At 52.1% G+C, this 24,792-nt stretch carries 24 protein-coding genes; 12 read left to right on the top strand and 12 right to left on the bottom strand.

Annotation, left to right across the window (positions count from 1 at the left end; all coding sequences use genetic code 11):
* Positions 1-63: 63 nt before the first annotated feature.
* Entirely contained in the window at positions 64-480 is a 417-nt protein-coding gene (locus NA624_RS01345) for a pyrimidine (deoxy)nucleoside triphosphate diphosphatase (protein ID WP_000592137.1), read from the top strand.
* Here the strand turns inward: NA624_RS01345 and NA624_RS01340 are convergent.
* Positions 440-715 (bottom strand): YnjH family protein, encoded by a 276-nt coding sequence (locus NA624_RS01340; RefSeq protein WP_000336847.1) that lies wholly within the window; start codon positions 713-715, stop codon positions 440-442. The two genes, NA624_RS01345 and NA624_RS01340, sit on opposite strands and share 41 nt — an antisense overlap.
* 238 nt (positions 716-953) lie before the next feature.
* On the opposite strand from NA624_RS01340, the gene gdhA reads away from it, so the two are divergent.
* The gene (gene gdhA / locus NA624_RS01335; RefSeq protein WP_000372865.1) at positions 954-2,297 is read left to right on the top strand and encodes an NADP-specific glutamate dehydrogenase; all 1,344 of its coding nucleotides are present in this window, start codon (positions 954-956) and stop codon (positions 2,295-2,297) included.
* Between the two features lie 29 nt (positions 2,298-2,326).
* Here the strand turns inward: gdhA and topB are convergent, their stop codons facing one another.
* From topB to NA624_RS01320, 3 genes are all read right to left on the bottom strand, one after another.
* Positions 2,327-4,276 carry a DNA topoisomerase III gene (gene topB / locus NA624_RS01330; protein ID WP_001235863.1) on the bottom strand — a complete coding sequence of 650 codons (1,950 nt, stop codon included), beginning with the start codon at positions 4,274-4,276 and terminating at the stop codon, positions 2,327-2,329.
* Positions 4,277-4,280: 4 nt separating this feature from the next.
* Positions 4,281-5,324, bottom strand: a complete 1,044-nt coding sequence (gene selD, locus NA624_RS01325) for a selenide, water dikinase SelD (RefSeq protein ID WP_001294888.1) — start codon at positions 5,322-5,324, stop codon at positions 4,281-4,283.
* A 117-nt stretch (positions 5,325-5,441) separates the two neighbouring features.
* On the bottom strand, positions 5,442-5,993 hold the full coding sequence (locus tag NA624_RS01320) for an NAD(P)H nitroreductase (protein WP_000339305.1): 552 nt from the start codon (positions 5,991-5,993) through the stop codon (positions 5,442-5,444).
* Between the two features lie 173 nt (positions 5,994-6,166).
* On the opposite strand from NA624_RS01320, the gene sppA reads away from it, so the two are divergent.
* The 3 genes from sppA (at position 6,167) to pncA (ending at position 9,818) form a co-directional block, all read left to right on the top strand.
* On the top strand, positions 6,167-8,023 hold the full coding sequence (gene sppA / locus NA624_RS01315) for a signal peptide peptidase SppA (RefSeq protein ID WP_001259863.1): 1,857 nt from the start codon (positions 6,167-6,169) through the stop codon (positions 8,021-8,023).
* Positions 8,024-8,118: 95 nt separating this feature from the next.
* Positions 8,119-9,135, top strand: a complete 1,017-nt coding sequence (ansA, locus tag NA624_RS01310) for an asparaginase (protein WP_001170134.1) — start codon at positions 8,119-8,121, stop codon at positions 9,133-9,135.
* Positions 9,136-9,161: 26 nt separating this feature from the next.
* A complete protein-coding gene (pncA, locus tag NA624_RS01305; protein ID WP_000184705.1) occupies positions 9,162-9,818 on the top strand; it encodes a bifunctional nicotinamidase/pyrazinamidase in 657 nt (218 codons plus the stop codon).
* 350 nt (positions 9,819-10,168) lie between these two features.
* On the opposite strand, the gene NA624_RS01300 is transcribed toward pncA, so the two are convergent.
* Positions 10,169-10,447, bottom strand: coding sequence for a YeaC family protein (locus NA624_RS01300; RefSeq protein WP_001046864.1), 279 nt, complete (start codon positions 10,445-10,447; stop codon positions 10,169-10,171).
* A gap of 41 nt (positions 10,448-10,488) precedes the next feature.
* Positions 10,489-10,902 (bottom strand): peptide-methionine (R)-S-oxide reductase MsrB, encoded by a 414-nt coding sequence (msrB, locus tag NA624_RS01295; RefSeq protein ID WP_001519539.1) that lies wholly within the window; start codon positions 10,900-10,902, stop codon positions 10,489-10,491.
* Between the two features lie 341 nt (positions 10,903-11,243).
* On the opposite strand from msrB, the gene gapA reads away from it, so the two are divergent.
* Both gapA and NA624_RS01285 read left to right on the top strand, forming a co-directional pair.
* Positions 11,244-12,239 carry a glyceraldehyde-3-phosphate dehydrogenase gene (gene gapA / locus NA624_RS01290; RefSeq protein ID WP_000153505.1) on the top strand — a complete coding sequence of 332 codons (996 nt, stop codon included), beginning with the start codon at positions 11,244-11,246 and terminating at the stop codon, positions 12,237-12,239.
* A gap of 328 nt (positions 12,240-12,567) precedes the next feature.
* Complete coding sequence (locus NA624_RS01285) at positions 12,568-13,452, top strand: D-hexose-6-phosphate mutarotase (protein ID WP_000608663.1); 885 nt, start codon at positions 12,568-12,570, stop codon at positions 13,450-13,452.
* A gap of 98 nt (positions 13,453-13,550) precedes the next feature.
* Here NA624_RS01285 and NA624_RS01280 read toward each other — a convergent pair whose 3' ends face one another.
* The 3 genes from NA624_RS01280 to NA624_RS01270 all read right to left on the bottom strand — a co-directional run bounded on the left by NA624_RS01280 (position 13,551) and on the right by NA624_RS01270 (position 16,737).
* Positions 13,551-14,408: an aldo/keto reductase gene (locus tag NA624_RS01280; protein WP_000843754.1), complete on the bottom strand. Its 858-nt coding sequence runs from the start codon at positions 14,406-14,408 to the stop codon at positions 13,551-13,553.
* A gap of 96 nt (positions 14,409-14,504) precedes the next feature.
* On the bottom strand, positions 14,505-15,701 hold the full coding sequence (locus NA624_RS01275) for an anaerobic sulfatase maturase (protein ID WP_000029250.1): 1,197 nt from the start codon (positions 15,699-15,701) through the stop codon (positions 14,505-14,507).
* A gap of 289 nt (positions 15,702-15,990) precedes the next feature.
* The gene (locus NA624_RS01270; protein ID WP_000163762.1) at positions 15,991-16,737 is read right to left on the bottom strand and encodes a MipA/OmpV family protein; all 747 of its coding nucleotides are present in this window, start codon (positions 16,735-16,737) and stop codon (positions 15,991-15,993) included.
* A 426-nt stretch (positions 16,738-17,163) separates the two neighbouring features.
* On the opposite strand from NA624_RS01270, the gene yeaG reads away from it, so the two are divergent.
* Positions 17,164-19,098 carry a protein kinase YeaG gene (yeaG, locus tag NA624_RS01265; protein WP_001518010.1) on the top strand — a complete coding sequence of 645 codons (1,935 nt, stop codon included), beginning with the start codon at positions 17,164-17,166 and terminating at the stop codon, positions 19,096-19,098.
* Positions 19,099-19,220: 122 nt separating this feature from the next.
* Positions 19,221-20,507 (top strand): YeaH/YhbH family protein, encoded by a 1,287-nt coding sequence (locus tag NA624_RS01260; RefSeq protein ID WP_000219714.1) that lies wholly within the window; start codon positions 19,221-19,223, stop codon positions 20,505-20,507.
* A gap of 153 nt (positions 20,508-20,660) precedes the next feature.
* On the opposite strand, the gene NA624_RS01255 is transcribed toward NA624_RS01260, so the two are convergent.
* Positions 20,661-20,879: a hypothetical protein gene (locus NA624_RS01255; RefSeq protein ID WP_000976278.1), complete on the bottom strand. Its 219-nt coding sequence runs from the start codon at positions 20,877-20,879 to the stop codon at positions 20,661-20,663.
* Positions 20,880-21,178: 299 nt separating this feature from the next.
* Between NA624_RS01255 and dgcJ the strand changes: the two genes are divergently transcribed.
* Both dgcJ and NA624_RS01245 read left to right on the top strand, forming a co-directional pair.
* Complete coding sequence (gene dgcJ, locus NA624_RS01250; protein WP_001048654.1) at positions 21,179-22,672, top strand: diguanylate cyclase DgcJ; 1,494 nt, start codon at positions 21,179-21,181, stop codon at positions 22,670-22,672.
* Positions 22,673-22,721: 49 nt separating this feature from the next.
* Positions 22,722-23,240 carry a YbaK/prolyl-tRNA synthetase associated domain-containing protein gene (locus tag NA624_RS01245; protein WP_023893413.1) on the top strand — a complete coding sequence of 173 codons (519 nt, stop codon included), beginning with the start codon at positions 22,722-22,724 and terminating at the stop codon, positions 23,238-23,240.
* On the opposite strand, the gene yoaI is transcribed toward NA624_RS01245, so the two are convergent.
* Positions 23,237-23,344, bottom strand: coding sequence for a small membrane protein YoaI (gene yoaI / locus NA624_RS01240; RefSeq protein ID WP_000272239.1), 108 nt, complete (start codon positions 23,342-23,344; stop codon positions 23,237-23,239). The two genes, NA624_RS01245 and yoaI, sit on opposite strands and share 4 nt — an antisense overlap.
* Before the next feature lie 205 nt (positions 23,345-23,549).
* On the opposite strand from yoaI, the gene NA624_RS01235 reads away from it, so the two are divergent.
* Complete coding sequence (locus NA624_RS01235; protein ID WP_000460698.1) at positions 23,550-23,996, top strand: DUF441 domain-containing protein; 447 nt, start codon at positions 23,550-23,552, stop codon at positions 23,994-23,996.
* Here NA624_RS01235 and NA624_RS01230 read toward each other — a convergent pair.
* Positions 23,976-24,770 (bottom strand): AraC family transcriptional regulator, encoded by a 795-nt coding sequence (locus tag NA624_RS01230; protein WP_000579793.1) that lies wholly within the window; start codon positions 24,768-24,770, stop codon positions 23,976-23,978. The genes NA624_RS01235 and NA624_RS01230 overlap by 21 nt on opposite strands.
* Between the last annotated feature and the right edge of the window lie 22 nt (positions 24,771-24,792).

The following is a 24,792-nucleotide window of genomic DNA, read 5'->3' as shown; positions in this document are numbered from 1 at the left end:
CTGATTAACCGTAAGGCCGGGATAGCGCGACGCTTCCCGGCAGGAATAACGACCTTAACGACAATGATAAAAAAACTCGATGTTGTTGCCGCCATCATTGAACGCGACGGCAAAATTCTGCTGGCCCAGCGCCCAGCTCATGCGGATCAAGCCGGTTTATGGGAGTTTGCCGGCGGTAAAGTCGAACCCGGCGAAACCCAGCCGCAGGCGCTTGTCCGCGAGCTACGCGAAGAGTTAGGGATTGACGCCACGCCCGGCGTCTATATCGCCAGCCATCAACGCGACGTGTCTGGCCGACGAATTCATTTGCACGCCTGGCATGTGCCTGCGTTTAACGGTCTGATACGTGCGCTGGAACATCAGGCATTAGCCTGGTGTACGCCGGAAGAGGCGCTGGAGTACCCCCTCGCCCCGGCGGATATTCCGCTATTGCAGGCGTTTATGGCTTTACGCGACGCCAGACTAACGGATTCGTGCTGATGGTTTTTTCGTCACGCTGGCACTGGAGCAAGACGCCTTCCACTTTTATTACCGCGCCTTCGGAGTAATTCTGATCCTGGTAAACGCAGCACTGAATGCAGGGCTGGGACGACTGACCGCGCGTGCTGAAAACTTCCGGCGGGACATTCACCTGAATATCAGGACGACTGTTCTGGTTTGCCAGCCCGACCATTGGCATTATAGCCATCACGGCGACCACGAGGCTTCGGCACATAGGAGTTCCTTATTTTTCTAAATATATTCTCAGTATAACGGTAAGCCGCCGTGAAAACTTTAATCCTCTTTTGTCATCGCTTTTAGTTATGACCCTCGCCCCGTTATGAATTTACTTAGCAGCGTCATTTTTTTCTTGCTTACCGTCACATTGCTGATGGTATAGTCGAAAACTGCAAATACATATTCTGATAAAACGCAAATACAACCACATTAATATATAAGAGGTTTTTATATCTATGGATCAGACATGTTCTCTGGAATCGTTCCTCAACCATGTACAAAAGCGCGACCCGCATCAAACCGAGTTCGCGCAAGCCGTCCGTGAAGTCATGACCACCCTGTGGCCGTTTCTTGAACAAAACCCCCGTTACCGCCACATGTCTTTACTGGAACGTTTGGTTGAACCAGAGCGCGTAATTCAGTTTCGCGTAGTGTGGCTGGACGACAAAAACCAGGTGCAGGTAAATCGCGCCTGGCGCGTGCAGTTCAACTCTGCTATCGGCCCCTATAAAGGCGGTATGCGCTTCCATCCTTCGGTAAACCTTTCCATCCTTAAGTTCCTCGGCTTTGAGCAAACCTTTAAAAATGCCCTCACCACGTTGCCGATGGGCGGCGGTAAAGGCGGCAGCGATTTCGATCCGAAAGGGAAAAGCGAAGGCGAAGTGATGCGTTTCTGCCAGGCGCTAATGACTGAACTGTATCGCCATTTAGGGCCGGATACCGACGTGCCTGCCGGGGATATCGGCGTGGGCGGGCGCGAAGTGGGCTTTATGGCGGGAATGATGCGCAAGCTTTCCAATAACAGCGCCTGCGTCTTCACCGGCAAAGGGCTTTCCTTCGGCGGCAGCCTGATTCGCCCGGAGGCGACGGGCTATGGCCTGGTCTACTTTACCGAAGCAATGCTTAAACGTCATGGTCTCGGTTTCGAAGGGATGCGCGTCGCCGTGTCCGGCTCCGGCAACGTAGCGCAATACGCCATTGAGAAAGCGATGGCCTTTGGCGCGCGCGTGGTTACCGCGTCGGATTCGAGCGGGACGGTGGTCGATGAAAGTGGCTTCACGCCAGAGAAGCTGGCGCGTCTGTGTGAAATTAAAGCCAGCCGTGACGGTCGCGTCGCTGACTACGCCCGTGAGTTTGGCTTAACCTATCTGGAAGGCCAGCAGCCCTGGAGCGTACCGGTGGATATCGCCCTGCCATGCGCGACGCAGAACGAACTGGACGTTGACGCCGCGCGCGTACTGATTGCCAATGGCGTAAAAGCCGTGGCGGAAGGGGCAAATATGCCAACCACGATTGAAGCGACCGATCTCTTCCTTGAGGCGGGCGTACTGTTTGCGCCGGGTAAAGCCGCCAACGCGGGCGGCGTGGCGACATCAGGGCTGGAAATGGCGCAGAACGCCGCGCGGTTGAGCTGGAAAGCCGAGAAAGTGGATGCCCGTCTGCATCACATTATGCTGGATATCCACCACGCCTGTGTCGAGTACGGCGGCGATAATAAGCATACCAACTACGTTCAGGGCGCCAACATCGCCGGTTTCGTGAAAGTTGCCGACGCCATGCTGGCGCAGGGCGTCATTTAATCCCGTCGTCAGGCCAGATGGCTTTACGCTTATTCGGTCTGACGGCCTGTCTCCTCAGCAGGCGGGCTTTTTTTGCCCGCTCGCTTACGCGGCGCGCTCTTTTTCTTTTCTCCGCCACCTGGCGCGACTATCCCTCTGAAGCGCTTCACCGGCGTGCGCTTAGCCTGATCGATCAGCTGATATAACGTGCCGACCAGCGGTTGCATAAAATCCTGATAACGGCACTGCTTTTCGCTGATTTGCGTCAAAACAGATTCCCAGTGCGCGGTCATATCTGGACGGGCCGCCATTTCCGGCAGCGAATGTATTAACGCTTTGCCAGCATCGGTAGAATGAATATAGCGCCCTTTTTTGGTCAGGAAGCTACGTTTGAACAGCAGTTCGATAATCCCGGCGCGCGTGGCTTCCGTCCCCAGCCCATCGGTCGCGCGCAGGATCTTTTTCAGATCTTTATCCTGCACGAAGCGGGCAATTCCGGTCATCGCGGAAAGCAATGTCGCATCGGTGAAATGACGCGGCGGCTGGGTTTGGCGTTCGACCACTTCCCCCTTTTCACACAGCAACTCATCACCTTTGGCGACAACCGGCAGCGGCGTACCGTCGTTTTCCTCGTCGCGCTCTTTACTGCCCAGTAACGTCCGCCAACCGGCCTCCGCCAGAAAACGCGCTTTGGCGACAAATTTTCCTTTGGCGATTTCCAGTTCAATAACGCATTTACGAAACACCGCGTCCGGGCAGAACTGCATCAGATACTGACGCGCAATCAGGGTGTACACTTTCGCTTCGTTTTCCGTCAGATGGACAGAAGAACTGCGCGCCGTCGGGATAATCGCGTGGTGCGCATCCACTTTTTTGTCATCCCAGCAGCGATTGCGCGTATCAGGATTAACCACAGGCTGCGGCAGTAAATCCGGGGCGTGGACGCTAATCGCGTTCATGACCGCCTGCCGTCCGGCAAAGTGTTCTTCCGGCAGATAACGGCAGTCGGAACGCGGATAGGTAATCAGTTTGTGGGTTTCATAGAGCTTCTGACAAATATCAAGCACGTTTTGCGCGCTCAGGCCAAAGCGTTTGGCGGCTTCAATCTGTAGCGTCGAGAGCGAAAACGGCAGCGGCGCGGATTCTGATTCCCGTTTATCATTATAACTGGTTACCAGCGCGGGCTGACCGTTGATTCGGTTCACCACATGCTCCGCCAGCGGACGATGAAGCAAGCGCCCCTCTTCATCCTGATAAGGTTCGCACGCCTCGCTCGGCTGCCAGATAGCGGTAAAACGCTCGTCGGCAGGCGTAACGATGTGCGCCTTTACTTCAAAGAAGTCTTTGGCGACGAAGTTCTCAATCTCTTCGTCTCGCCGCACCACCAGCCCCAGTACCGGCGTCTGCACGCGTCCCACGGATAACACGCCCTGATAGCCGGCATTCCGGCCCAGGATCGTGTAAGCGCGGGTCATATTAATGCCATACAGCCAGTCCGCTCGCGCTCGCGCCAGCGCGGAGACGCACAGCGGCACGAAGTCGCTGTTCGCTCGCAGCCTGTCAATAGCACGCTCGACCGCCTGCGGGTTAAGGTCGTTTATCAGACAACGCCGCACCTGCTGGCGCTTTTCGGCAGGAAGCTGGAGATAATCCAGCACTTCATCAACCAGAAGCTGCCCTTCGCGATCCGGGTCACCGGCGTGAATAATTTCACCGGCTTGATGCAAAAAGCGCTTAATCACATTGAGCTGTTTGGTGACGGAAGGACGAGGCTGAAGCTGCCATTTTTCCGGCACGATAGGCAGGTCAGCCAAATTCCAGCGCGCATAACGGCTGTCATACGCATCCGGCTGCGCCTGTTCCAGCAAATGACCAATACACCAGGTGACGACCTGCCCATTTCCGCACTCAATAAAACCATCGCCTTTACGGTGCGGTTTTGGCAGCACATCCGCAATGGCGCGCCCCAGACTCGGTTTTTCGGCAATAAACAACCGCATCAGGTTAACGAATCTCAACCATAGCGCGACCGCCGCGGGCCTCGACCAGTTCACCAATCGCGGTCAGATCGATACCAAATTCCGCCGCGGTGGCTTTAACATCGTCTTCGGCGTCCGGCGTTACCGCCAACAACAGACCGCCTGACGTTTGCGGATCGCACAGCAGGCTACGAACTTCACGCGACATGTCGCCCATCAGATGACCATAGCTGGCGAAGTTGCGCTCTGTGCCGCCCGGTACGGCGCCCAGAGCAATATACTCTTCCACGCCCGGCAGTTTAGGGATGTCCTGATAGCAAAGCAGCGCCTGCACACCTGCGCCCTGGCACATCTCGCTCAGGTGCCCCAGCAGGCCAAAACCGGTAACGTCAGTCATAGCTTTTACGCCGTCGATATTGGCAAACGCCGCGCCAGCAATGTTCATCCGACACATGACTTCCGTCGCCAGCCCCTGATGTTCAGGCTTAAGCAGCGATTTTTTCTCGGCGGTGGTCAACACGCCAATCCCCAACGGTTTGGTCAGAAAGAGTTTGCATCCCGCCTGCGCGGTACTGTTTTTCTTCACCCGTTCGGTCGGCACTACGCCTGTGACCGCGAGACCAAAGATCGGCTCCGGGGCGTCAATAGAGTGTCCGCCCGCCAGCGCGATACCGGCCTGACGGCAGGCAAAGCGCCCCCCTTCGGTCACTTCACGCGCAATATCGGGCGACAGGGTATTAATCGGCCAGCCAAGGATCGCGATCGCCATAATCGGTTTGCCGCCCATCGCAAAAATATCGCTGATGGCGTTTGTTGCCGCAATGCGGCCAAAATCGAACGGGTTGTCGACTATCGGCATAAAGAAGTCGGTGGTGCTGATAATACTGGTGCCATTACCCAGATCGTAAACCGCCGCATCATCGCGGGTTTCATTACCCACCAGCAGGTTCGGGTCGACGAACTTCGCCTGCTCGCTATGCAGGATAGTCTCCAGCACTTTAGGGGAAATTTTACAACCGCAACCAGCGCCGTGGCTGTATTGCGTTAAACGAATGGCTTGCTCGCTCATGGACATCTCCTGTCATTGCATTCGCGCTATGGTAGCGCTCATTCCCTGATGTGGTAAGTATCACTGTCTGAATTACCGCGCCTTTGCTCAGAATCCAGACAGTTTTATCCCTCAGCGTCAGAAATAACGCACAAACGGCGTGGGGTCGGGGGTACTGATCGTCGTTGACGCTTTGAGCTGCGGCGTGCCGAGATAGAGAAAACCAACAATTTTATCCTGAGGGCGGCACTCAAAGGCTTCCCGCACGATAGCGCTCTCCGTTAATGCGCCGCTACGCCAGATACCATTAAACCCTTGCGCAATCGCCGCCATTTGCATCGCCATCACCGCGCATCCGGCAGACATCTCCTGTTCCCACACCGGAACCTTATGGTTTTCTTCGCATTTCGCCACCACGGTAATGATCAGCGGCGCACGAAACGGCGCGTTACGCGCTTTTTCGTTCGCTTTCTCATCGCCCCCGGCAGCGACAGCGCCTTGTTCAAGCACGGCGCTGAAGCGGTCGCGCCCCTCTCCTTCAATCACAAAAAAACGCCACGGCTGTAGAGATTTATGATCGGGAACACGCATTCCCGCCCGCAGAATGTTCTGTAATTGCTCTCCGACAGGCGCCGGTTCTGCGAGACGAGAGGCGCTACGACGGTTGATCAGCAGTTCTAGTGCATCCATTTGATTAACTCCAGCAATGATATTTATTCACAAAATTAACACGGGAGCGGATTTTGTTACAGCGCAGGCAGTGATTCCTGCTGACAACTGCCTGATGGGTCATTACGATAGCCACATCTTAATGCTTTATCCTCACCAAGGTATAAGCGTTGTTACTCAGATAGGGAGAATACATGCGAACCCTGTGGCGATTTATTGCCGGATTTTTTAAATGGACGTGGCGAGTGTTGAACTTCGTCCGTGAAATGGTACTCAACCTGTTCTTTATTTTTCTGGTCCTGGTGGGCGTTGGGATCTGGATGCAGATCGGTAACGGCAGCAACAGTGAGCAAACCGCGCGCGGCGCTCTGCTGCTGGATATTTCCGGCGTCATTGTGGATAAACCGTCCACCAATCACCGTCTGGGCGCGCTGGGTCGCCAGTTATTTGGCGCCAGCTCCGACCGTCTGCAGGAAAACTCCCTGTTTGACATCGTCAACGCTATTCGTCAGGCGAAAGATGACCGTAACATCACTGGTATCGTTCTGGATCTGAAAAACTTCACCGGCGCCGATCAGCCGTCAATGCGCTATATCGGTAAAGCGCTGCGCGAATTCCGCGACAGCGGCAAACCGATTTTTGCCGTGGGTGAAAACTACAGCCAGGGTCAGTATTACCTCGCCAGTTTCGCCAATAAAATTTGGCTTTCCCCACAGGGTCAGGTAGATCTTCACGGCTTCGCTACGAATGGCCTGTACTACAAAACGCTGCTGGATAAGCTGAAAGTCTCTACCCACGTTTTCCGGGTCGGCACCTATAAATCCGCCGTCGAGCCGTTTATCCGCGACGATATGTCGCCCGCCGCCCGCGAGGCCGACAACCGCTGGATAGGCGAACTGTGGCAGAACTACCTGCATACCGTTTCCGCCAATCGCCAGATTTCGCCGCAACAACTCTTCCCCGGCGCCCAGGCTATTATCGACGGGTTAACCAGCGTGGGCGGTGACACCGCCAAATATGCGCTCGACCATAAACTGGTGGACGCCCTCGCCTCCAGCGCAGATGTTGAAAAAGCGCTGACGAAGCAGTTTGGCTGGAGCAAAACTGAAAATAACTATCGCGCGATCAGCTATTACGATTATTCGCTGAAAACGCCTGCGGATACCGGCGGTACTATTGCGGTTATTTTCGCCAATGGCGCGATTATGGATGGCGAAGAAACGCCAGGGAATGTCGGCGGCGACACTACGGCATCGCAGATCCGCGACGCACGCCTTGATCCTAAAGTGAAAGCGATTGTGCTGCGCGTCAATAGCCCAGGCGGGAGCGTCAACGCCTCCGAAGTTATCCGCGCCGAACTGGCGGCGGCAAAAGCGGCCGGCAAACCGGTGGTGGTCTCAATGGGCGGCATGGCGGCCTCCGGCGGTTACTGGATCTCTACGCCGGCAAACTATATCGTGGCCAGCCCCAGCACGCTGACGGGTTCAATTGGCATCTTCGGCGTCATCAATACGGTAGAAAACAGCCTGTCGTCGATTGGTGTACACAGCGACGGCGTTTCCACCTCGCCGCTGGCGGATATTTCGATGACCAAAGCGCTGTCACCGGAAGTGCAGCAGATGATGCAACTCAGTATTGAGTACGGCTACAAACGCTTTATCACGCTGGTGGCAGACGCGCGTAAGCGTACGCCGGAGCAGATTGATAAAATCGCACAAGGCCATGTCTGGACCGGAGAAGACGCGAAAGCCAATGGTCTGGTGGACAGTCTCGGCGACTTTGACGACGCCGTCGCCAAAGCGGCGGAGCTGGCGAAACTGAAACAGTGGCATCTTGATTACTATCAGGACGAACCGACGGTCCTTGATATGGTCATGGACAGTATGACCGGATCAGTACGCGCCATGCTGCCGGAGGCCATTCAGGCGATGCTCCCGGCGCCGCTCGTTTCCGCCGCCAACACGGTGAAGGCCGAGGGGGATAAACTGGCGGCATTTAACGATCCGCAAAACCGTTATGCGTTCTGTTTGACTTGCGCGAACGTTCGCTAATGCTTCATCAATAGCCATACCGGATGGCGGCGTCTGCTCATAGCCGCCATCCGATAATCATTAATACGTCCTTCGCGACACGACTGAACATTATCATGCAAAAGAAATCAATTTACGTTGCCTATACCGGCGGTACTATCGGTATGCAGCGCTCAGATAAAGGGTATATCCCGGTGTCCGGGCACCTTCAGCGCCAGCTGGCGCTGATGCCGGAATTCCACCGCCCGGAGATGCCGGATTTTACCATCCATGAATATGCCCCGCTGATGGATTCATCAGATATGACGCCGGAAGACTGGCAGCATATCGCTGCAGATATCAAAGCGCACTACGATGAGTATGACGGTTTTGTTATTCTGCACGGCACCGACACGATGGCGTTTACCGCATCGGCGCTCTCTTTCATGCTGGAAAATCTGGGTAAACCGGTTATTGTGACAGGGTCACAAATTCCGCTGGCTGAGCTGCGCTCCGACGGGCAAATTAATTTGCTGAATGCGCTTTATGTCGCCGCCAACTACCCTATTAATGAAGTAACGCTGTTTTTTAATAATCGTCTGTTCCGCGGCAATCGCACGACCAAAGCCCATGCGGATGGTTTTGACGCTTTTGCCTCTCCTAATCTGCCGCCCTTGCTGGAAGCAGGAATTCACATTCGCCGTTTAAATACGCCTCCCGCGCCCTACGGTTCTGGTGAATTAATCGTTCACCCTATTACGCCGCAGCCGATAGGCGTAGTGACGATTTATCCGGGGATTTCCGCCGAGGTAGTACGTAACTTTCTGCGTCAGCCGGTAAAAGCGCTGATTCTGCGCTCTTATGGCGTAGGCAACGCGCCGCAAAATAAAGCGTTTTTACAGGAGCTGAAAGAGGCCAGTTCGCGCGGCATCGTGGTGGTTAACCTGACGCAATGCATGTCAGGGCGAGTCAATATGGGCGGGTACGCTACCGGTAATGCGCTGGCGCACGCTGGCGTGATTGGCGGTGCCGATATGACTGTCGAAGCTACCTTAACCAAACTGCATTATTTGTTAAGCCAGGGTCTGGACACTCAGGCGATTCGTAGCGCGATGGCGCAAAACTTGCGTGGTGAATTGACGCCGGATGATTAAAAAATCCCGACGACAAGGAGAAGATAATGACAAACCGGGCCTTATTACTGGTCGACTTGCAAAATGACTTTTGCGCCGGCGGCGCGCTGGCTGTAGCGGAAGGCGACAGCACCATCGACATCGCCAACGCTCTTATTGACTGGTGCCAGCCCCGGCAGATTCCGGTGCTGGCCAGCCAGGACTGGCATCCCGCGCAGCATGGCAGCTTCGCCAGCCAGCATCAGGCGGAACCCTATAGTCAGGGAAAGCTGGACGGGCTGCCGCAAACGCTCTGGCCGGATCACTGCGTTCAACATACCGACGGCGCGGCGTTACATCCCCTGCTTAACCAACATGCGATTGACGCCTGCATCTTTAAGGGTGAAAACCCGCTGATTGATAGCTACAGCGCGTTTTTTGACAACGAACATCGGCAGAAAACTACCCTTGATACCTGGCTTCGCGAGCATGACGTTACCGAGCTTATCGTGATGGGGTTGGCGACCGATTACTGCGTAAAATTTACGGTGCTGGATGCGCTAGAGTTGGGCTATGCCGTTAACGTTATCACCGATGGCTGTCGCGGCGTGAATATTCACCCGCAGGATAGCGCACACGCGTTTATGGAGATGGCGGCGGCAGGCGCGACGCTGTATACGCTGGCAGACTGGGAAGAGACGCAGGGCCAGGCTGTCGCCAGGTAGCGGAGCAGGTATCGTATCCGGTCAATACATCACGCAGCGGTGAGACCATTGCATAGATCTTTGGGCCGGATACGTCACGTCAGCGTCGCTACCAGGCAAAGCTCAACGCAGGCTGGAGAGCGCTTCTAACGAAACAGATTACAAAGCGCGGGCTGGCCGGCGCAATGTTCTGGGAATAAGGCACCGATGACAATAACCAGTTAGCAACACAGTTGGCGGACTCGCTGGACATTAAGCGTTATTCGTAAAAATATGGCGGGCCTGTATCTGGCAGCAATGAGCAGGCCCGGTAAGCACAACGCATTGGCAATTAAACCACCGGATGGCGACTACCTCTTATCCGGCTGCCGTTACTGCATTTTCAATGTCGCAATCGGCTTTGACGTAATACCGAAATCCGCTTTGAGCTGCTGCTTGCTTTTCATCACCATCTGACCGTGAGTATCGATCGTCATATGTTGCGCTTCGGTATTGTGCCGCGCCTGCCATAGCATCACCAGCTGTAGGCTGTTTTCTTTCTGTTCCGGCGTCAACGCCACGCCATCCGGCCATTTACCCAGCTCAACGGCGGTGGATAAACGTTGATACACTTCCGGCGTCATGCTGTTAATGATCTCATCAAGATTCATGATGTGTCCGCTCCTGTGGAATAATTTGCTGAATCGTTTTTTCAGCCTTTCAGTTGATCGCCGTTTTTCTCGTCAGAAAAGGCCAGCGAGGCCGAGTTAACGCAATAGCGCTCACCGGTTGGCTGCGGACCATCCGGGAAAACGTGTCCGAGATGCGCATCGCAGTTACCGCAACGAATTTCGACACGCTGCATTCCATGAGAAAAATCGTCTATGTAACGAATCGCCTCTTCGCTGACAGGCTGGTAAAAGCTAGGCCAGCCGCAGCCTGAATCGTATTTGGTGTGGGAGTGAAAAAGCGGCGTATCACAGACCAGGCAGTGATAAACCCCATCGCGTTTATTATGTAGCAGGCGTCCGGTAAATGGCGGTTCTGTGCCACGATCCTGCGTCACGTAGAATTGCATTTCGGACAATTTTTTCTTGAGTTCTTCTGCTGAAGGTTGGTTAGCCATTTGCTCACATCTCACTTTAAACGTGCTCACATTGCCTGACCGATTCTAACAAAACATTAACACCTCAGTACCAACTTTTGTTCTAAACTTGATCATTGCGAAATGGCGGCTCACGAATCGTGACTGATGTCACATTATTATCTCGGTTGCCCTTTAAAATTCGGGGCGGCGCCCCCATGTGGTTTCAAGCCGAAAGGAAGAGTGAGGCGAATCAGCCGCGCAAAGGTTGTGCAGAGGATTGATTTGTCGCAATGATTGACACGATTCCGCTTGACGCTGCGTAAGGTTTTTGTAATTTTACAGGCAACCTTTTATTCACTAACAAATAGCTGGTGGAATATATGACTATCAAAGTAGGTATCAACGGTTTTGGCCGTATCGGTCGCATTGTTTTCCGTGCTGCTCAGAAACGTTCTGACATCGAGATCGTTGCAATCAACGACCTGTTAGACGCAGAGTACATGGCATACATGCTGAAATATGACTCCACTCACGGCCGTTTCGACGGTACTGTTGAAGTGAAAGACGGTCATCTGATCGTTAACGGTAAAAAAATCCGTGTTACCGCTGAACGCGATCCGGCTAACCTGAAATGGGACGAAGTTGGTGTTGACGTAGTGGCTGAAGCTACCGGTATCTTCCTGACTGACGAAACCGCGCGTAAACACATCACCGCCGGCGCGAAAAAAGTGGTTCTGACGGGTCCGTCTAAAGACAACACCCCAATGTTTGTTAAAGGCGCTAACTTTGACAAATACGAAGGCCAGGACATCGTTTCCAACGCTTCCTGCACCACCAACTGCCTGGCACCGCTGGCTAAAGTTATCAACGACAACTTCGGCATCATCGAAGGTCTGATGACCACTGTTCACGCGACTACCGCAACCCAGAAAACCGTTGACGGCCCGTCTCACAAAGACTGGCGCGGCGGCCGCGGCGCATCTCAGAACATCATCCCGTCCTCTACTGGCGCTGCTAAAGCGGTAGGTAAGGTACTGCCTGAACTGAATGGCAAACTGACTGGTATGGCGTTCCGCGTTCCGACTCCGAACGTATCCGTTGTTGACCTGACCGTTCGTCTGGAAAAAGCGGCTACCTACGAGCAGATCAAAGCTGCTGTTAAAGCTGCTGCCGAAGGCGAAATGAAAGGCGTTCTGGGTTACACCGAAGACGACGTTGTATCTACCGATTTCAACGGCGAAGTATGCACTTCCGTGTTCGATGCTAAAGCAGGCATCGCGCTGAACGACAACTTCGTGAAACTGGTCTCCTGGTACGATAACGAAACCGGTTACTCCAACAAAGTACTGGACCTGATTGCTCACATCTCCAAATAAGTTGAGATGACACAGTCATTGGTAAGAGCGACTCAGGTCGCTCTTTTTTTTGCTTAAAGATATACCCGTCATACTTCAAGTTGCAGGTGTGTTGGCTATGCTTTCTCACCCGAATCACTGACGGAAGTCGAACTTATCGGGATGAATCAGGGATGTCCCTGGCCGGAGGTTACCTACGGTTGTTCAAATTCGTTCCCGATGAATTTGTCGTTCACTTGCCGCGTTACTCGGCCTGCGGCCCCGCCTCTACGGGCCAGCGCAAGCACTGGTCAAGGCACAAGCGCCTTGTCATGCAACTCGAATTATTTAGGGTTAAGAGGATTGCGTAATGATTAATAAAATTTTTGCCCTCCCGGTTATCGAACAGCTTACCCCTGTCCTTTCCCGTCGTCAGCTTGATGACCTGGATCTGATCGTCGTTGACCATCCGCAGGTTAAAGCCTCTTTTGCATTACAGGGCGCGCACCTTCTCTCCTGGAAACCCGTTGGCGAGGAAGAGGTATTGTGGCTCAGTAATAATACGCCTTTCAAAACCGGCGTGGCGCTACGCGGCGGCGTACCGATCTGCTGGCCCTGGTTTGGACCTGCGGCTCAACAGGGTCTGCCGTCACACGGCTTTGCGCGTAATCTACCGTGGGCGCTAAAAGCGCATAATGAAGATGATAATGGCGTAATGCTGACATTTGAGCTGCAAAGCAGTGAGGCCACCCGGAAATACTGGCCGCACGATTTCACGCTGCTGGCACGTTTTAAAGTGGGCAAAACCTGTGAAATTGAACTGGAAGCGCATGGCGAGTTTGCAACCACATCCGCGCTCCACAGCTATTTTAACGTTGGCGACATCGCCAACGTTAAGGTCAGCGGACTCGGCGATCGGTTTATTGATAAAGTTAACGACGCTAAAGAAGGTGTCCTGACCGACGGTATGCAAACCTTTCCGGACCGTACCGATCGCGTTTACCTCAATCCTGAAGCATGTAGCGTGATCCACGATGCGACATTAAACCGCACGATTGATGTGGTCCACCACCATCATCTTAACGTCGTAGGCTGGAACCCTGGCCCGGCGTTGTCCGTCAGCATGGGCGACATGCCGGATGACGGCTATAAAACGTTTGTCTGCGTTGAAACGGCTTATGCTACTGCGCCGCAACAAGCCACAGAAGAAAAACCCTCTCGTCTGGCGCAGACTATCTGCGTCGCAAAACGCTAAAAGTGAATGGATAACGGCGTTGCTATAGGCTCTGGAAGGCGTCAGCCGCCATCAGGCATGACCTGCCGGATGGCGGCGCTTACGCATTTTATCCGGCGTCACACCATATCCAACGCGGTTTTCCCTTTTGGCGCAGGCCAGGCGTTGTCCAGTAAGGCAAGTTCGTTTGCTGACAAGGCGATCTCAAGCGCCGCCGCATTTTGCTTCACGTGTTCTGTACTTCCGGCTTTCGGGATCGCCATCACGCTCGGATGCGCAATCACCCACGTCAGTAAGATTTGCGCCGCCGTAGCGTTATGCGCTTGCGCAATTTCATTCACCACCGGATGATTCAGTAAACCGCTACGTAATCGGCCAGCCTGCGCCAGCGGGCTATAGGCCATCACTGGCATTCGCTGTTGTTGACACCACGGCAATAAATCATACTCAATACCGCGTGACGCCAGATGATAGAGCACCTGATTTGTCGCGCATTGCTGTCCCCCAGGGATGCGCCACAGCGCCTGCATATCGTCATAAGCAAGATTAGAGACTCCCCAACGGCGAATTTTTCCCTGCGCGATTAGCCGCTCCATACCTTCAACGGTCTCTTCGAATGAAAAGTTTCCGGCCCAGTGCAATAGATAGAGATCGAGATAATCTGTTTTCAGACGACGCAGGCTTTCCTCACAGGCGGCAACTATCTTCTGGCCGCCAGCGTTCCACGGGTACACTTTTGACACCAGAAATGCCTCATCGCGTCGCCCTGCCAGCGCCTCGCCCACGACCTTTTCCGCCCCGCCGTCGGCATACATTTCCGCCGTATCAATAAGGCGTAACCCCAAATCCAGCCCCACGCGCAGCGCCGAAACCTCGCGCTGACGTTGATCCGCGCGCTCGCCCATATACCATGTTCCCTGTCCGATGGCAGGAAGCGTCACCTGCCCGCAAAACGTTACGTTTTTCACTGATTTCATTTCCTTTTCAATGTCACTCGACGGTAAAACAATACAGGACTCTTAGACCCTACGGTAATGTCCGGCATCATACCGCGCAAGGGGGCGATTTTCTTGTCACTGACGAACGTCATCCGCAATCATGTCGACGATGCGGGTAATATGCGCGGCGGGTCGCTGATTCAGTAATAATTGACGCATCACATTCATATAGGGCGTCACATGTTGAAAGAACTCCAGATATCCTTTACAGAGATAATTTTGCCGTTCGCCGCCGTCCATGCAAATTCGATGTTTCGGACAACCGCCGTGACAGGCAAAGCGCCACGTACAGTTCTGGCAGCGTGAGGAAAGGTTTGCTTTAGCCGCGCCAAACTGCTGCTGAAAAGAAGAAGCCGCCATTTCTTCTAAAGAGTGTTGCTGCAGATTGCCCAGTTTATAGGCGGGAAAAACAAAATGGTCACAGCTAAACACGTCGCCATTCTGCTCCACCAGCAAACTTTGCCCGCAGGTCGACTGCATCGTACAAAGCGTGGCGGGCTCCCCCATCCAGACGCCAAGTAAGTTGTCAAAAAGCTGTACGAATATGCGTCCGACATCGTGACGTATCCATTGATCAAAAACATCGCACATAAAGGCGCCCCACCCTTCAGGCGTGACGGAAAAGGGCATCAGCGAAGGCGAATCCTCATTGTCAGATAACGTCAAAGAACGCTGCGTTTTTTGCGCGAGCGGCTCAACAATGGGAATAAATTGCAGGTGTTTACTTTCCAATTCCTGCGTCAAAAAATGATAAATAGCGTTGCCATGACGGCATGACACATCATTCACGACAGTGAGCGTGTTGAACTCGACATCATTTGCCTGCAGAAGGCGGATAGCATTAACGACACGGGAAAAAGACGCCCGCCCTGACGGCGTTTTCCGGTAATTATCATGAACGACTTGCGGCCCATCAATCGATATACCAATCAGGAACTGGTGCTGCGCAAAGAAAGCCGCCCATTCTTCATTGATTAATACGCCATTGGTTTGCAGACTGTTGTAAATAGTTTTGCCGTTGGCATAGCGTTGCTGCAAGCGCACCACTTTTTGGTAAAAAGAAAGACCGCATAGCGTCGGCTCTCCCCCCTGCCAACAAAACGAGACCTCTGAGGATGGCGTATCATCAATTACCCGGCGGATATACGTCTCCAGCACATCGTCAGACATGACGCGCTGGCCCCGGGGTTTATCAAGATAGAAACAGTACTTGCAGGATAAGTTACACAGACTGCCGCTGGGCTTGGCTACGGTATTGAATACTATGCTCATTCGTCTTACTCGCTGTGAAGAATGGGTATAGCATAAGCGGGACGTGACAGGGCGATATCAGCCAGCATTGCAACAATTATTACGCTAATTGTTAGCGCAGTTGTAATCACCTGGATTTTTCATATAAAAGGCTAGTTTTTTAAATTGATGTAACAAAGTATAAATCACATAAGGCTGCGCCATACCCGGTCAACAGCGCATTTATGCAAGCCGCCATGTTCGCGTTTCAGACAGCACAAAGCCTGCATAACGCAGGCTTTGTCATGGTTTTTCTGGCAAATTCAATCAATCAGAATCTATAGGTCACGCCAGTAGAAAGGATACCGGTCCAGGATTTATCCACCATCGGGCTATCGGTAATTTCATCCGACAGACGGGTGTAGCGCGCAGTACCATATACGCTCCAGTTACCGGCGAAATTATAGTTAGCGCTCAGTTCAAGATACGGGTTCCAGCTATCGTTCGGGTTATAGCCGCGCAGGCCGCTACGCGAAGATTCTTTACGTGATACGCCGTAATAGTAATCGTTCTGGTTCTCGCTATTCCATTCAACCCCGATACCTGGCGTTAAGGTCAGCCCGCCATTGGTATACCGATAAAGCCAGGCCAGATCCCAGACAATACCGTTACTGTTATCCAACGTATCCCCTGCCAGTGAGGTACGCAGGAATCCATACTGGGTGTGATGCGCGTAAGAAACGCCCGCCATCATAGTACTTTTACGCCTGTCCAGACGACGCAACTGATGGTCATCGCTGTCGCCCGGTTTGAAGTACATCGGGGACCAGTATGCCATGATTGACAACTTATCGGCATTGTCATTCCACAAGTAGTACCCGCCGCCCAGACCACGGAACCAGAAGTTTTCGCTTTCATAAGCGATGACCGGTATCGGATAAACATCGCTATCGTAATCTTTATAAGGGTGTTCAACCACACCAACGCCTGCGCCCAACGTCAGGTTGCTTTCAGCGTGCGCGACGCTGGCGGATGTTGCAATAAACACGCCAAGAGCCAGAAGTTTAAGTTTGGTCACAATCCATAATTCCTTATTCAAATGTTCTGCGGCAAAAGTGTAACCGCCAATACCTGTAAGCCCAACTATTTTACACAATGTAACCGTTTAATATCACCACCACCGATTATTTTCAGATGATCGGCTGATGATCGTTATGTGACCGGGAACGCTTTTTCTGATATCCACCAGCCTTTTCTACCTGATGAGTTATTGATATGTCATCGAAATCCACTGACGCGTACAGGCAAGTTTTGCAAATGCCATCTACGCTTAATGTTAAGAAGGTGTATCACCGGACACGTTGATCTTCTGGCCAATAAAATGGCATGAGAGTTGCTTTTTTTTCCTTAGCAGAGACGGCGTTCAGTCTACCTCTTCCGGGAGCCTCTACTATTCATATGAACGGCTCTTAACATGTGCGAAAAAACGAAAGGATGGCATATCATGAATATATTCGATCACTATCGCCAGCGTTACGAAGCTGCCAAGGACGAAGAGTTCACACTGCAGGATTTTCTTACCATTTGTCGGCAAGATCGCAGTGCTTATGCCAACGCGGCAGAGCGGCTATTAATGGCTATCGGCGAGCCTAATATGGTCGACACTGCCCAGGAACCCCGACTTTCCCGACTCTTCTCCAACCGGGTTATTGCTCGCTATCCTGCGTTTGAAGAGTTTTACGGCATGGAAGACGCGATTGAACAGATTGTCTCTTATCTGAAACATGCGGCGCAAGGGCTGGAAGAGAAGAAACAAATTCTCTATTTGCTGGGACCTGTGGGGGGTGGCAAATCATCGCTCGCTGAACGGCTGAAATCGCTAATGCAGCGCGTGCCAATTTATGTTTTAAGCGCCAACGGCGAGCGTAGTCCGGTCAACGATCATCCGTTATGCCTGTTTAATCCGCAGGAAGACGCGCAGATTCTGGAAAAAGAGTACGGTATTCCGCGCCGCTATCTCGGTACGATTATGTCCCCGTGGGCGGCCAAACGCCTGCATGAGTTTGGCGGCGATATTACTAAATTCCGCGTGGTGAAAGTCTGGCCCTCCATTCTGGAGCAGATTGCCATCGCCAAAACGGAACCCGGCGATGAAAACAACCAGGATATTTCGGCGCTGGTCGGCAAGGTGGATATTCGTAAACTCGAACATCACGCCCAGAACGATCCGGATGCGTATGGTTACTCTGGCGCGCTGTGCCGCGCTAACCAGGGGATCATGGAGTTCGTCGAGATGTTTAAAGCGCCTATTAAGGTGCTGCACCCCTTGCTGACCGCAACCCAGGAAGGTAACTACAATGGTACGGAAGGTATTTCCGCCCTGCCCTTTAATGGCATCATACTTGCCCACTCAAACGAATCTGAATGGGTGACTTTCCGTAACAATAAAAATAACGAAGCGTTCCTTGACCGTGTCTATATTGTGAAGGTGCCTTATTGCCTGCGAATCTCCGAAGAGATCAAAATCTACGAGAAACTACTTAATCATAGCGAGCTGGCTCATGCGCCCTGCGCGCCGGGCACGTTGGAAACGCTTTCGCGTTTCTCAATTCTTTCTCGCCTGAAAGAGCCGGAAAATTCCAGTATTTACTCGAAAATGCGCGTTTATGATGGTGAAAGCCTGAAAGATACCGACCCCAAAGCCAAATCGTACCAGGAGTATCGCGACTATGCGGGCGTGGACGAAGGGATGAACGGTCTCTCCACCCGATTCGCCTTTAAGATCCTCTCCCGCGTATTCAACTTCGACCATGCGGAAGTGGCGGCAAACCCGGTACATCTGTTCTACGTTCTGGAACAACAAATCGAGCGTGAACAGTTCCCGCAGGAGCAAGCTGAGCGTTATCTGGAGTTCCTGAAAGGCTACCTGATCCCGAAATACGCCGAATTTATCGGCAAGGAGATCCAGACGGCCTATCTCGAATCTTACTCTGAGTACGGGCAGAACATTTTTGATCGTTACGTGACTTATGCGGATTTCTGGATTCAGGATCAGGAGTATCGCGACCCGGATACCGGTCAACTGTTCGATCGCGAGTCGCTGAACGCCGAACTGGAAAAAATTGAAAAACCAGCGGGTATCAGTAACCCGAAAGATTTCCGTAATGAGATAGTAAACTTTGTCCTGCGCGCCAGAGCCAACAATAGCGGCCGTAATCCAAACTGGACCAGTTACGAGAAGCTGCGCACGGTGATTGAGAAAAAAATGTTCTCTAATACTGAAGAGCTGTTGCCGGTCATTTCTTTTAACGCCAAAACGTCGACTGACGAGCAGAAAAAGCATGACGACTTTGTCGATCGGATGATGGAGAAAGGGTATACCCGTAAGCAGGTTCGTTTGTTGTGCGAGTGGTACCTGCGCGTGCGTAAATCGTCGTGATGTTAATGCCCGGTGGCGCTTGCGCTTACCGGGCCTACAAAGTAATGTTCTGTAGACTGGCTAAGCGTTAGCGCTATCCGGCACTGACAGAACAGGCGCTCAGTTGGCAGTACGGGGGGCATATGACCTGGTTCATAGACCGACGTCTTAACGGCAAAAATAAAAGCACGGTGAATCGCCAGCGCTTTTTGCGTCGTTATAAAGCACAAATTAAGCAGTCGATTTCCGAAGCGATTAATAAACGCTCTGTGACCGATGTCGACAGCGGAGAGTCCGTCTCTATTCCAACCGATGATATTAGCGAACCGATGTTTCATCAGGGGCGCGGCGGTCTGCGCCATCGCGTCCATCCGGGTAACGATCACTTTATCCAGAATGATCGCATTGAGCGTCCGCAAGGCGGTGGCGGCGGCGGTTCCGGCAGCGGTCAAGGTCAGGCCAGCCAGGACGGCGAAGGCCAGGATGAGTTTGTTTTTCAGATTTCAAAAGATGAGTATCTGGATCTGCTCTTTGAAGATTTAGCGCTGCCTAATCTGAAAAAAAACCAGCATCGCCAGCTTAACGAGTATAAAACTCACCGCGCCGGTTTCACCTCAAACGGCGTACCGGCCAATATCAGCGTGGTACGTTCGCTACAAAACTCTCTGGCGCGCCGTACAGCAATGACGGCAGGAAAACGCCGCGAACTGCACGCGCTGGAAACGGAACTGGAGACCATCAGCCATAGCGAACCAGCGCAACTGCTTGAAGAGGAGCGGTTACGTCGGGAGATTGCCGAACTACGGGCTAAAATCGAGCGAGTGCCGTTTATCGACACCTTTGATTTACGCTATAAAAATTATGAAAAACGGCCTGAGCCCTCCAGCCAGGCGGTGATGTTCTGTCTGATGGACGTCTCGGGTTCGATGGACCAGGCAACCAAAGATATGGCCAAGCGTTTTTACATTCTGCTTTATCTGTTTTTGAGCCGAACGTATAAGAACGTAGAAGTGGTTTATATCCGCCACCATACCCAGGCGAAGGAAGTGGACGAACATGAGTTCTTTTATTCGCAAGAGACCGGGGGGACGATTGTCTCCAGCGCGCTTAAACTCATGGATGAAGTGGTTAAAGAGCGCTACGACCCGGGGCAGTGGAACATCTATGCGGCGCAAGCGTCAGATGGTGATAACTGGGCCGACGATTCACCGCTGTGTCATGAGATTCTGGCGAAAAAGCTGCTGCCGGTAGTGCGCTATTACAGCTATATCGAGATTACCCGCCGCGCCCACCAGACCTTATGGCGCGAGTATGAACATCTGCAGGCGACGTTCGATAACTTCGCCATGCAGCATATTCGCGATCAGGAGGATATTTATCCGGTATTCCGCGAATTGTTTCAGAAACAGAGCGCCAATCAAAGTGCATAACCCTAAACCTGCCCGTTGTTATTACGGGCAGGTTTATTAGCAACTTAACGTTCACCCTTCGCGACTGATATCATTATTCGCGTATAGCGTGAATGAAGCTGTTCTGACCTATGTTACAAATTGATTCGTTAGCGCTATGCCTTTGCGTTAATATTACAAACACCACGGCCATTCCATGCCTGGCAACGGCGGCAACTCCATACCATCTGGATCAAAGAGAGTACACCAGTGTACATGTTCACCAACGGGCTTAACTTCAGCTGCTGGAACTCTTTCAGGCGCCTGGTCGTCTGCCATAACCGATGCGGAAAAACCCGCCGCCAATAATGTAAAAAGCGAGATAGCAGCCATTTCTTTCAACTTTTTCATCATTCCCCCTACAGGAATAAGAGAATAACTAAATTATCCTTACCGCTCGACGCTCCTTTCACTGTAATAATAATGGTTTTCCTATTTTTAAAAGAAATAACGTAACATCGTTACCTGAAAATTTACTTTCGCCACCATTAATAACCATTGAAAATATCAACACATCGAATTATTGCCGCAATTAAACCGAGAATGATTTTTATTCCACAACATCAACACGTTTTATTTTTAAACAGTCTATTAGAGGAATTCTCATCGCTATGGTAAACTAACGCATCCGACTTTCAGGGCTGTAGTTCATCATGAATTTGCATCATAAAGCGCTCAGGCACTTTATCTCGGCAAGCGTCATCGTTTTGACATCGTCCTTCCTGATTTACGAACTTATTGCCAGCGACAGGGCAATGAATGCCTATATGCGTTATATCATGGAGAGAGCCGATTCGTCGTTTTTGTACGATAAGTACCAGAATCAGAGCATCGCCGCACATTTGATGCGAACTTTTGAAGCGCCGGGAGACCCCGTCACCGCAGAAAAACGCCGCGCGTTTTGCGACGCCTTTGAGGCTATTAACGGTACGCACGGCGTCAACCTGACCCGGCATAATTACCCGGCGCTACATGGTACCCTGCAAACCGCCGCTACACAGTGTACCGATAATCTTGATGACGCCCTTTTACTGCCTGCATTTGATCAGGCGGTAAGCATCAACCGTTCGCAGGACGACCACAGTCACGGGCTGGGTACACTGGAGCTTAAATTCCGTTATTACGTTGATTTAAATAAACATTATGTCTATTTCTATGATTTAATCAACTCACGGCGCTTCGCCATGCATCGTTGGACTTTTTTACAAAAAGGCACAATGGGTATTAACAGAAAAGATATAGATAAACTTTTTACCGGCCGTACAGTTATTTCAAGTATTTACATGGATGATATTACCCAGGAAAACGTCATGAGCTTTTTAACGCCAGTCTATCTGGCGGGAACGTTAAAAGGTATCGTGATGGTGGATGTTAACCAGGATAATTTAAAAAATATTTTTTATACCCAGGACCGTCCGCTGGTTTGGCGTTATCTTAACGTAACACTAAAGGATATGGACTCCGGAAAAGAAATTATTATTAATCAAAGCAAAAATAATCTGTTTCAATATGTGAATTATAGCCATGATATCCCTGGTGGGCTGCGCGTTTCGTTGTCCCTTGATTTTACCTATTTCCTTGTCTCGTCCTGGAAGGCGCTGGCCTTTTACTTACTGGCAACGGCGCTCCTGCTTAATATGGTACGGATGCACTTTCGGCTTTATCGCAACGTCACACGCGAAAATATTAGCGATGCCATGACCGGGCTTTACAACCGTAAAATATTAACACCGGAGCTGGAACAGCGACTGCAACGCCTGGTCAATGCCGGGACGCCGGTGACATTTGTCGCTATTGATTGCGATAGGTTAAAACTGATCAACGATACCCAGGGGCACCAGGAAGGCGACCGAATTATAACCCTGTTGGCGAAAGCGATTAAAACATCGATTCGTAAAAGCGATTACGCCATTCGCCTCGGCGGCGATGAGTTCTGTATTATTCTTGTCGATTACGCGGCGGATTTGGCTATCCATCTGCCGGAGCGTATTATTCGTAACCTGCAAATTATCGCACCGGATAAGACAGTCCATTTTTCCGCCGGGATTTATAATATGCAGCCCAATGATACGATTAATGATGCCTACCAGGCTTCCGATGCGCAGCTCTATCTGAACAAACAACAAAAACAACATCGTTCATCATAGTGCTTCGCAGTAAATGTTCATATTGCACCAGGAGTAAGAAATGGCCGAAATGACTGAAGTCGCGAAGGGTGTCGCTACACACCAACGTTTAGTGGCTTTATTAACGCAGGAGAACGCGCGCTATCGTGTAGTGAGCCATGAAGCGGTAGGAAAATGCGAAGCGGTTTCTGAAATACGCGGTACTGCGCTGGGCCAGGGCGCAAAAGCGCTGGTCTGTAAAGTCAAAGGCAACGGCGTCAACCAGCACGTTCTTGCTATTCTGGCGGCCGATCAGCAAGCCGACCTCTCTCAGCTTGCTTCACATCTGGGCGGCTTACGCGCTTCCCTTGCCAGCCCGGCGGAAGTCGATATGCTGACCGGCTGCGTTTTTGGCGCGATCCCGCCTTTCAGTTTTCACCCCAATCTGAAACTGGTCGCCGATCCGCTCCTGTTTGAGCGTTTCGATGAAATTGCTTTTAATGCCGGCCTGCTGGAAAAATCAGTCATTATGAATACACAGGACTATCTGCGCATCGCCCGACCAGAACTGGCAGTCTTCCGCCGCTTTCAGTCATCGCCAACGGCTTAGTCCCCTTCCCCTTCAAGGAGCAATACAGACACAACGATAATGATAAAAATGGCGAAAAACGACGCCGTAATCATCAGCGCTTCAAGAAACGGTGGATCGTACATAATTGTATCCTCAGGAAGACAACAATGACGGTTCACCTGTTAGCAATACGCGGCGTTGATGGCAATTTAATGACAACGCCGTTTTTCATGTAAAGATTGTCTTTCAGGCAGTTGCCTGAAATCCGCATCAATCGTTAAAAAGGCCTGTGCGCTTTCCCGTTTGGGCGTAAAGTAGTCAGGCTTACTTTTTGGCAAGGAAACCATAATGTTTGATGTCACTCTGCTGATCCTGCTCGGACTGGCAGCTCTGGGATTTATCAGCCACAACACCACTGTCGCCGTCTCAATTCTGGTGCTGATTATTGTCCGCGTAACCCCGTTGAATACCTTTTTTCCCTGGATTGAAAAACAGGGACTTACCGTCGGGATTATTATTCTGACCATCGGCGTGATGGCCCCCATCGCCAGCGGAACCCTACCGCCCTCCACATTGATCCACTCTTTTGTGAACTGGAAATCGCTGGTCGCGATTGCCGTCGGCGTTTTCGTCTCCTGGCTGGGCGGTCGCGGCATTACGCTGATGGGAAACCAACCGCAGCTCGTCGCCGGGCTGCTGGTCGGTACGGTACTTGGCGTCGCGCTGTTTCGCGGCGTGCCGGTCGGCCCACTGATTGCGGCGGGGCTGGTCTCTTTAATTGTGGGGAAGCAGTAACTCGCCCGTCAGATACTGGCCTGGGGTCTGCCCCAGGCCTTTTTTAAACATGGTAATGAATGCCGTGGTGGAATCATAACCCAGCATTTGCGCCGTCTGCTGTACATTACGTCCCGCGATCAGCGCTTGTAGCGCCAGAATTAATTGCAACTGATGACGCCAGCGACGAAAGCTTAGCCCCGTCTCTTTGACGACCAGCCGGGCAAGGTTACGCTCGCTCATCGCGAATACGCTGGCCCACTGCCCTAACGTATTCCATCGCGCGGGCTCCTGCGCCATTGTCTCAACCATTTGGCGAATTTTCGGATGACCCGATACCGGTAATTGCAATTGTTCCTGCGGCTGCTGCGGCAGTTCATCAAACAACACTTGAATAAGGCGCTGCGTTGGCATTTGCGCTCTTTCGGGATCGGTTCTGCGCGCCAGCGACAAAATCAACTCCCGGCATAACGGCGAAATTTTCAGCGTGCAGCAACGCTCCGGCATGACGACCGCCGCAGGTTCAATAAATAAAAAGCACAGCTCCGCCCCTGCGGTCACATGATTACTGTGCGGCAGCGAGCCGGGGAGCCAGACGGCATACTGGGGCGGAACCATCCACATCGCATTTTCCACCTCGCAGGTGATCGCGCCGTGCAGAGCGAGGATCAACTGTCCCTTGCGATGCTGATGGCGAGGGCTAAACAGTTCATCATCCCTGGCGCGAATACAAAAGGCCACAGCGGCATCGTGGTGAAGGTCGGGATCGTAACCGTCCAGTCTCAGGCCAATCATTATATTGTCCGATTTTAGCGAT

Origin of the sequence: Salmonella sp. NW38, assembly GCF_051807745.1 — a bacterium.
GTDB lineage: Bacteria > Pseudomonadota > Gammaproteobacteria > Enterobacterales > Enterobacteriaceae > Salmonella > Salmonella enterica.
Note: the sequence above shows the minus strand (reverse complement) of the source record. Positions and strands in the feature narration are given on the sequence as shown.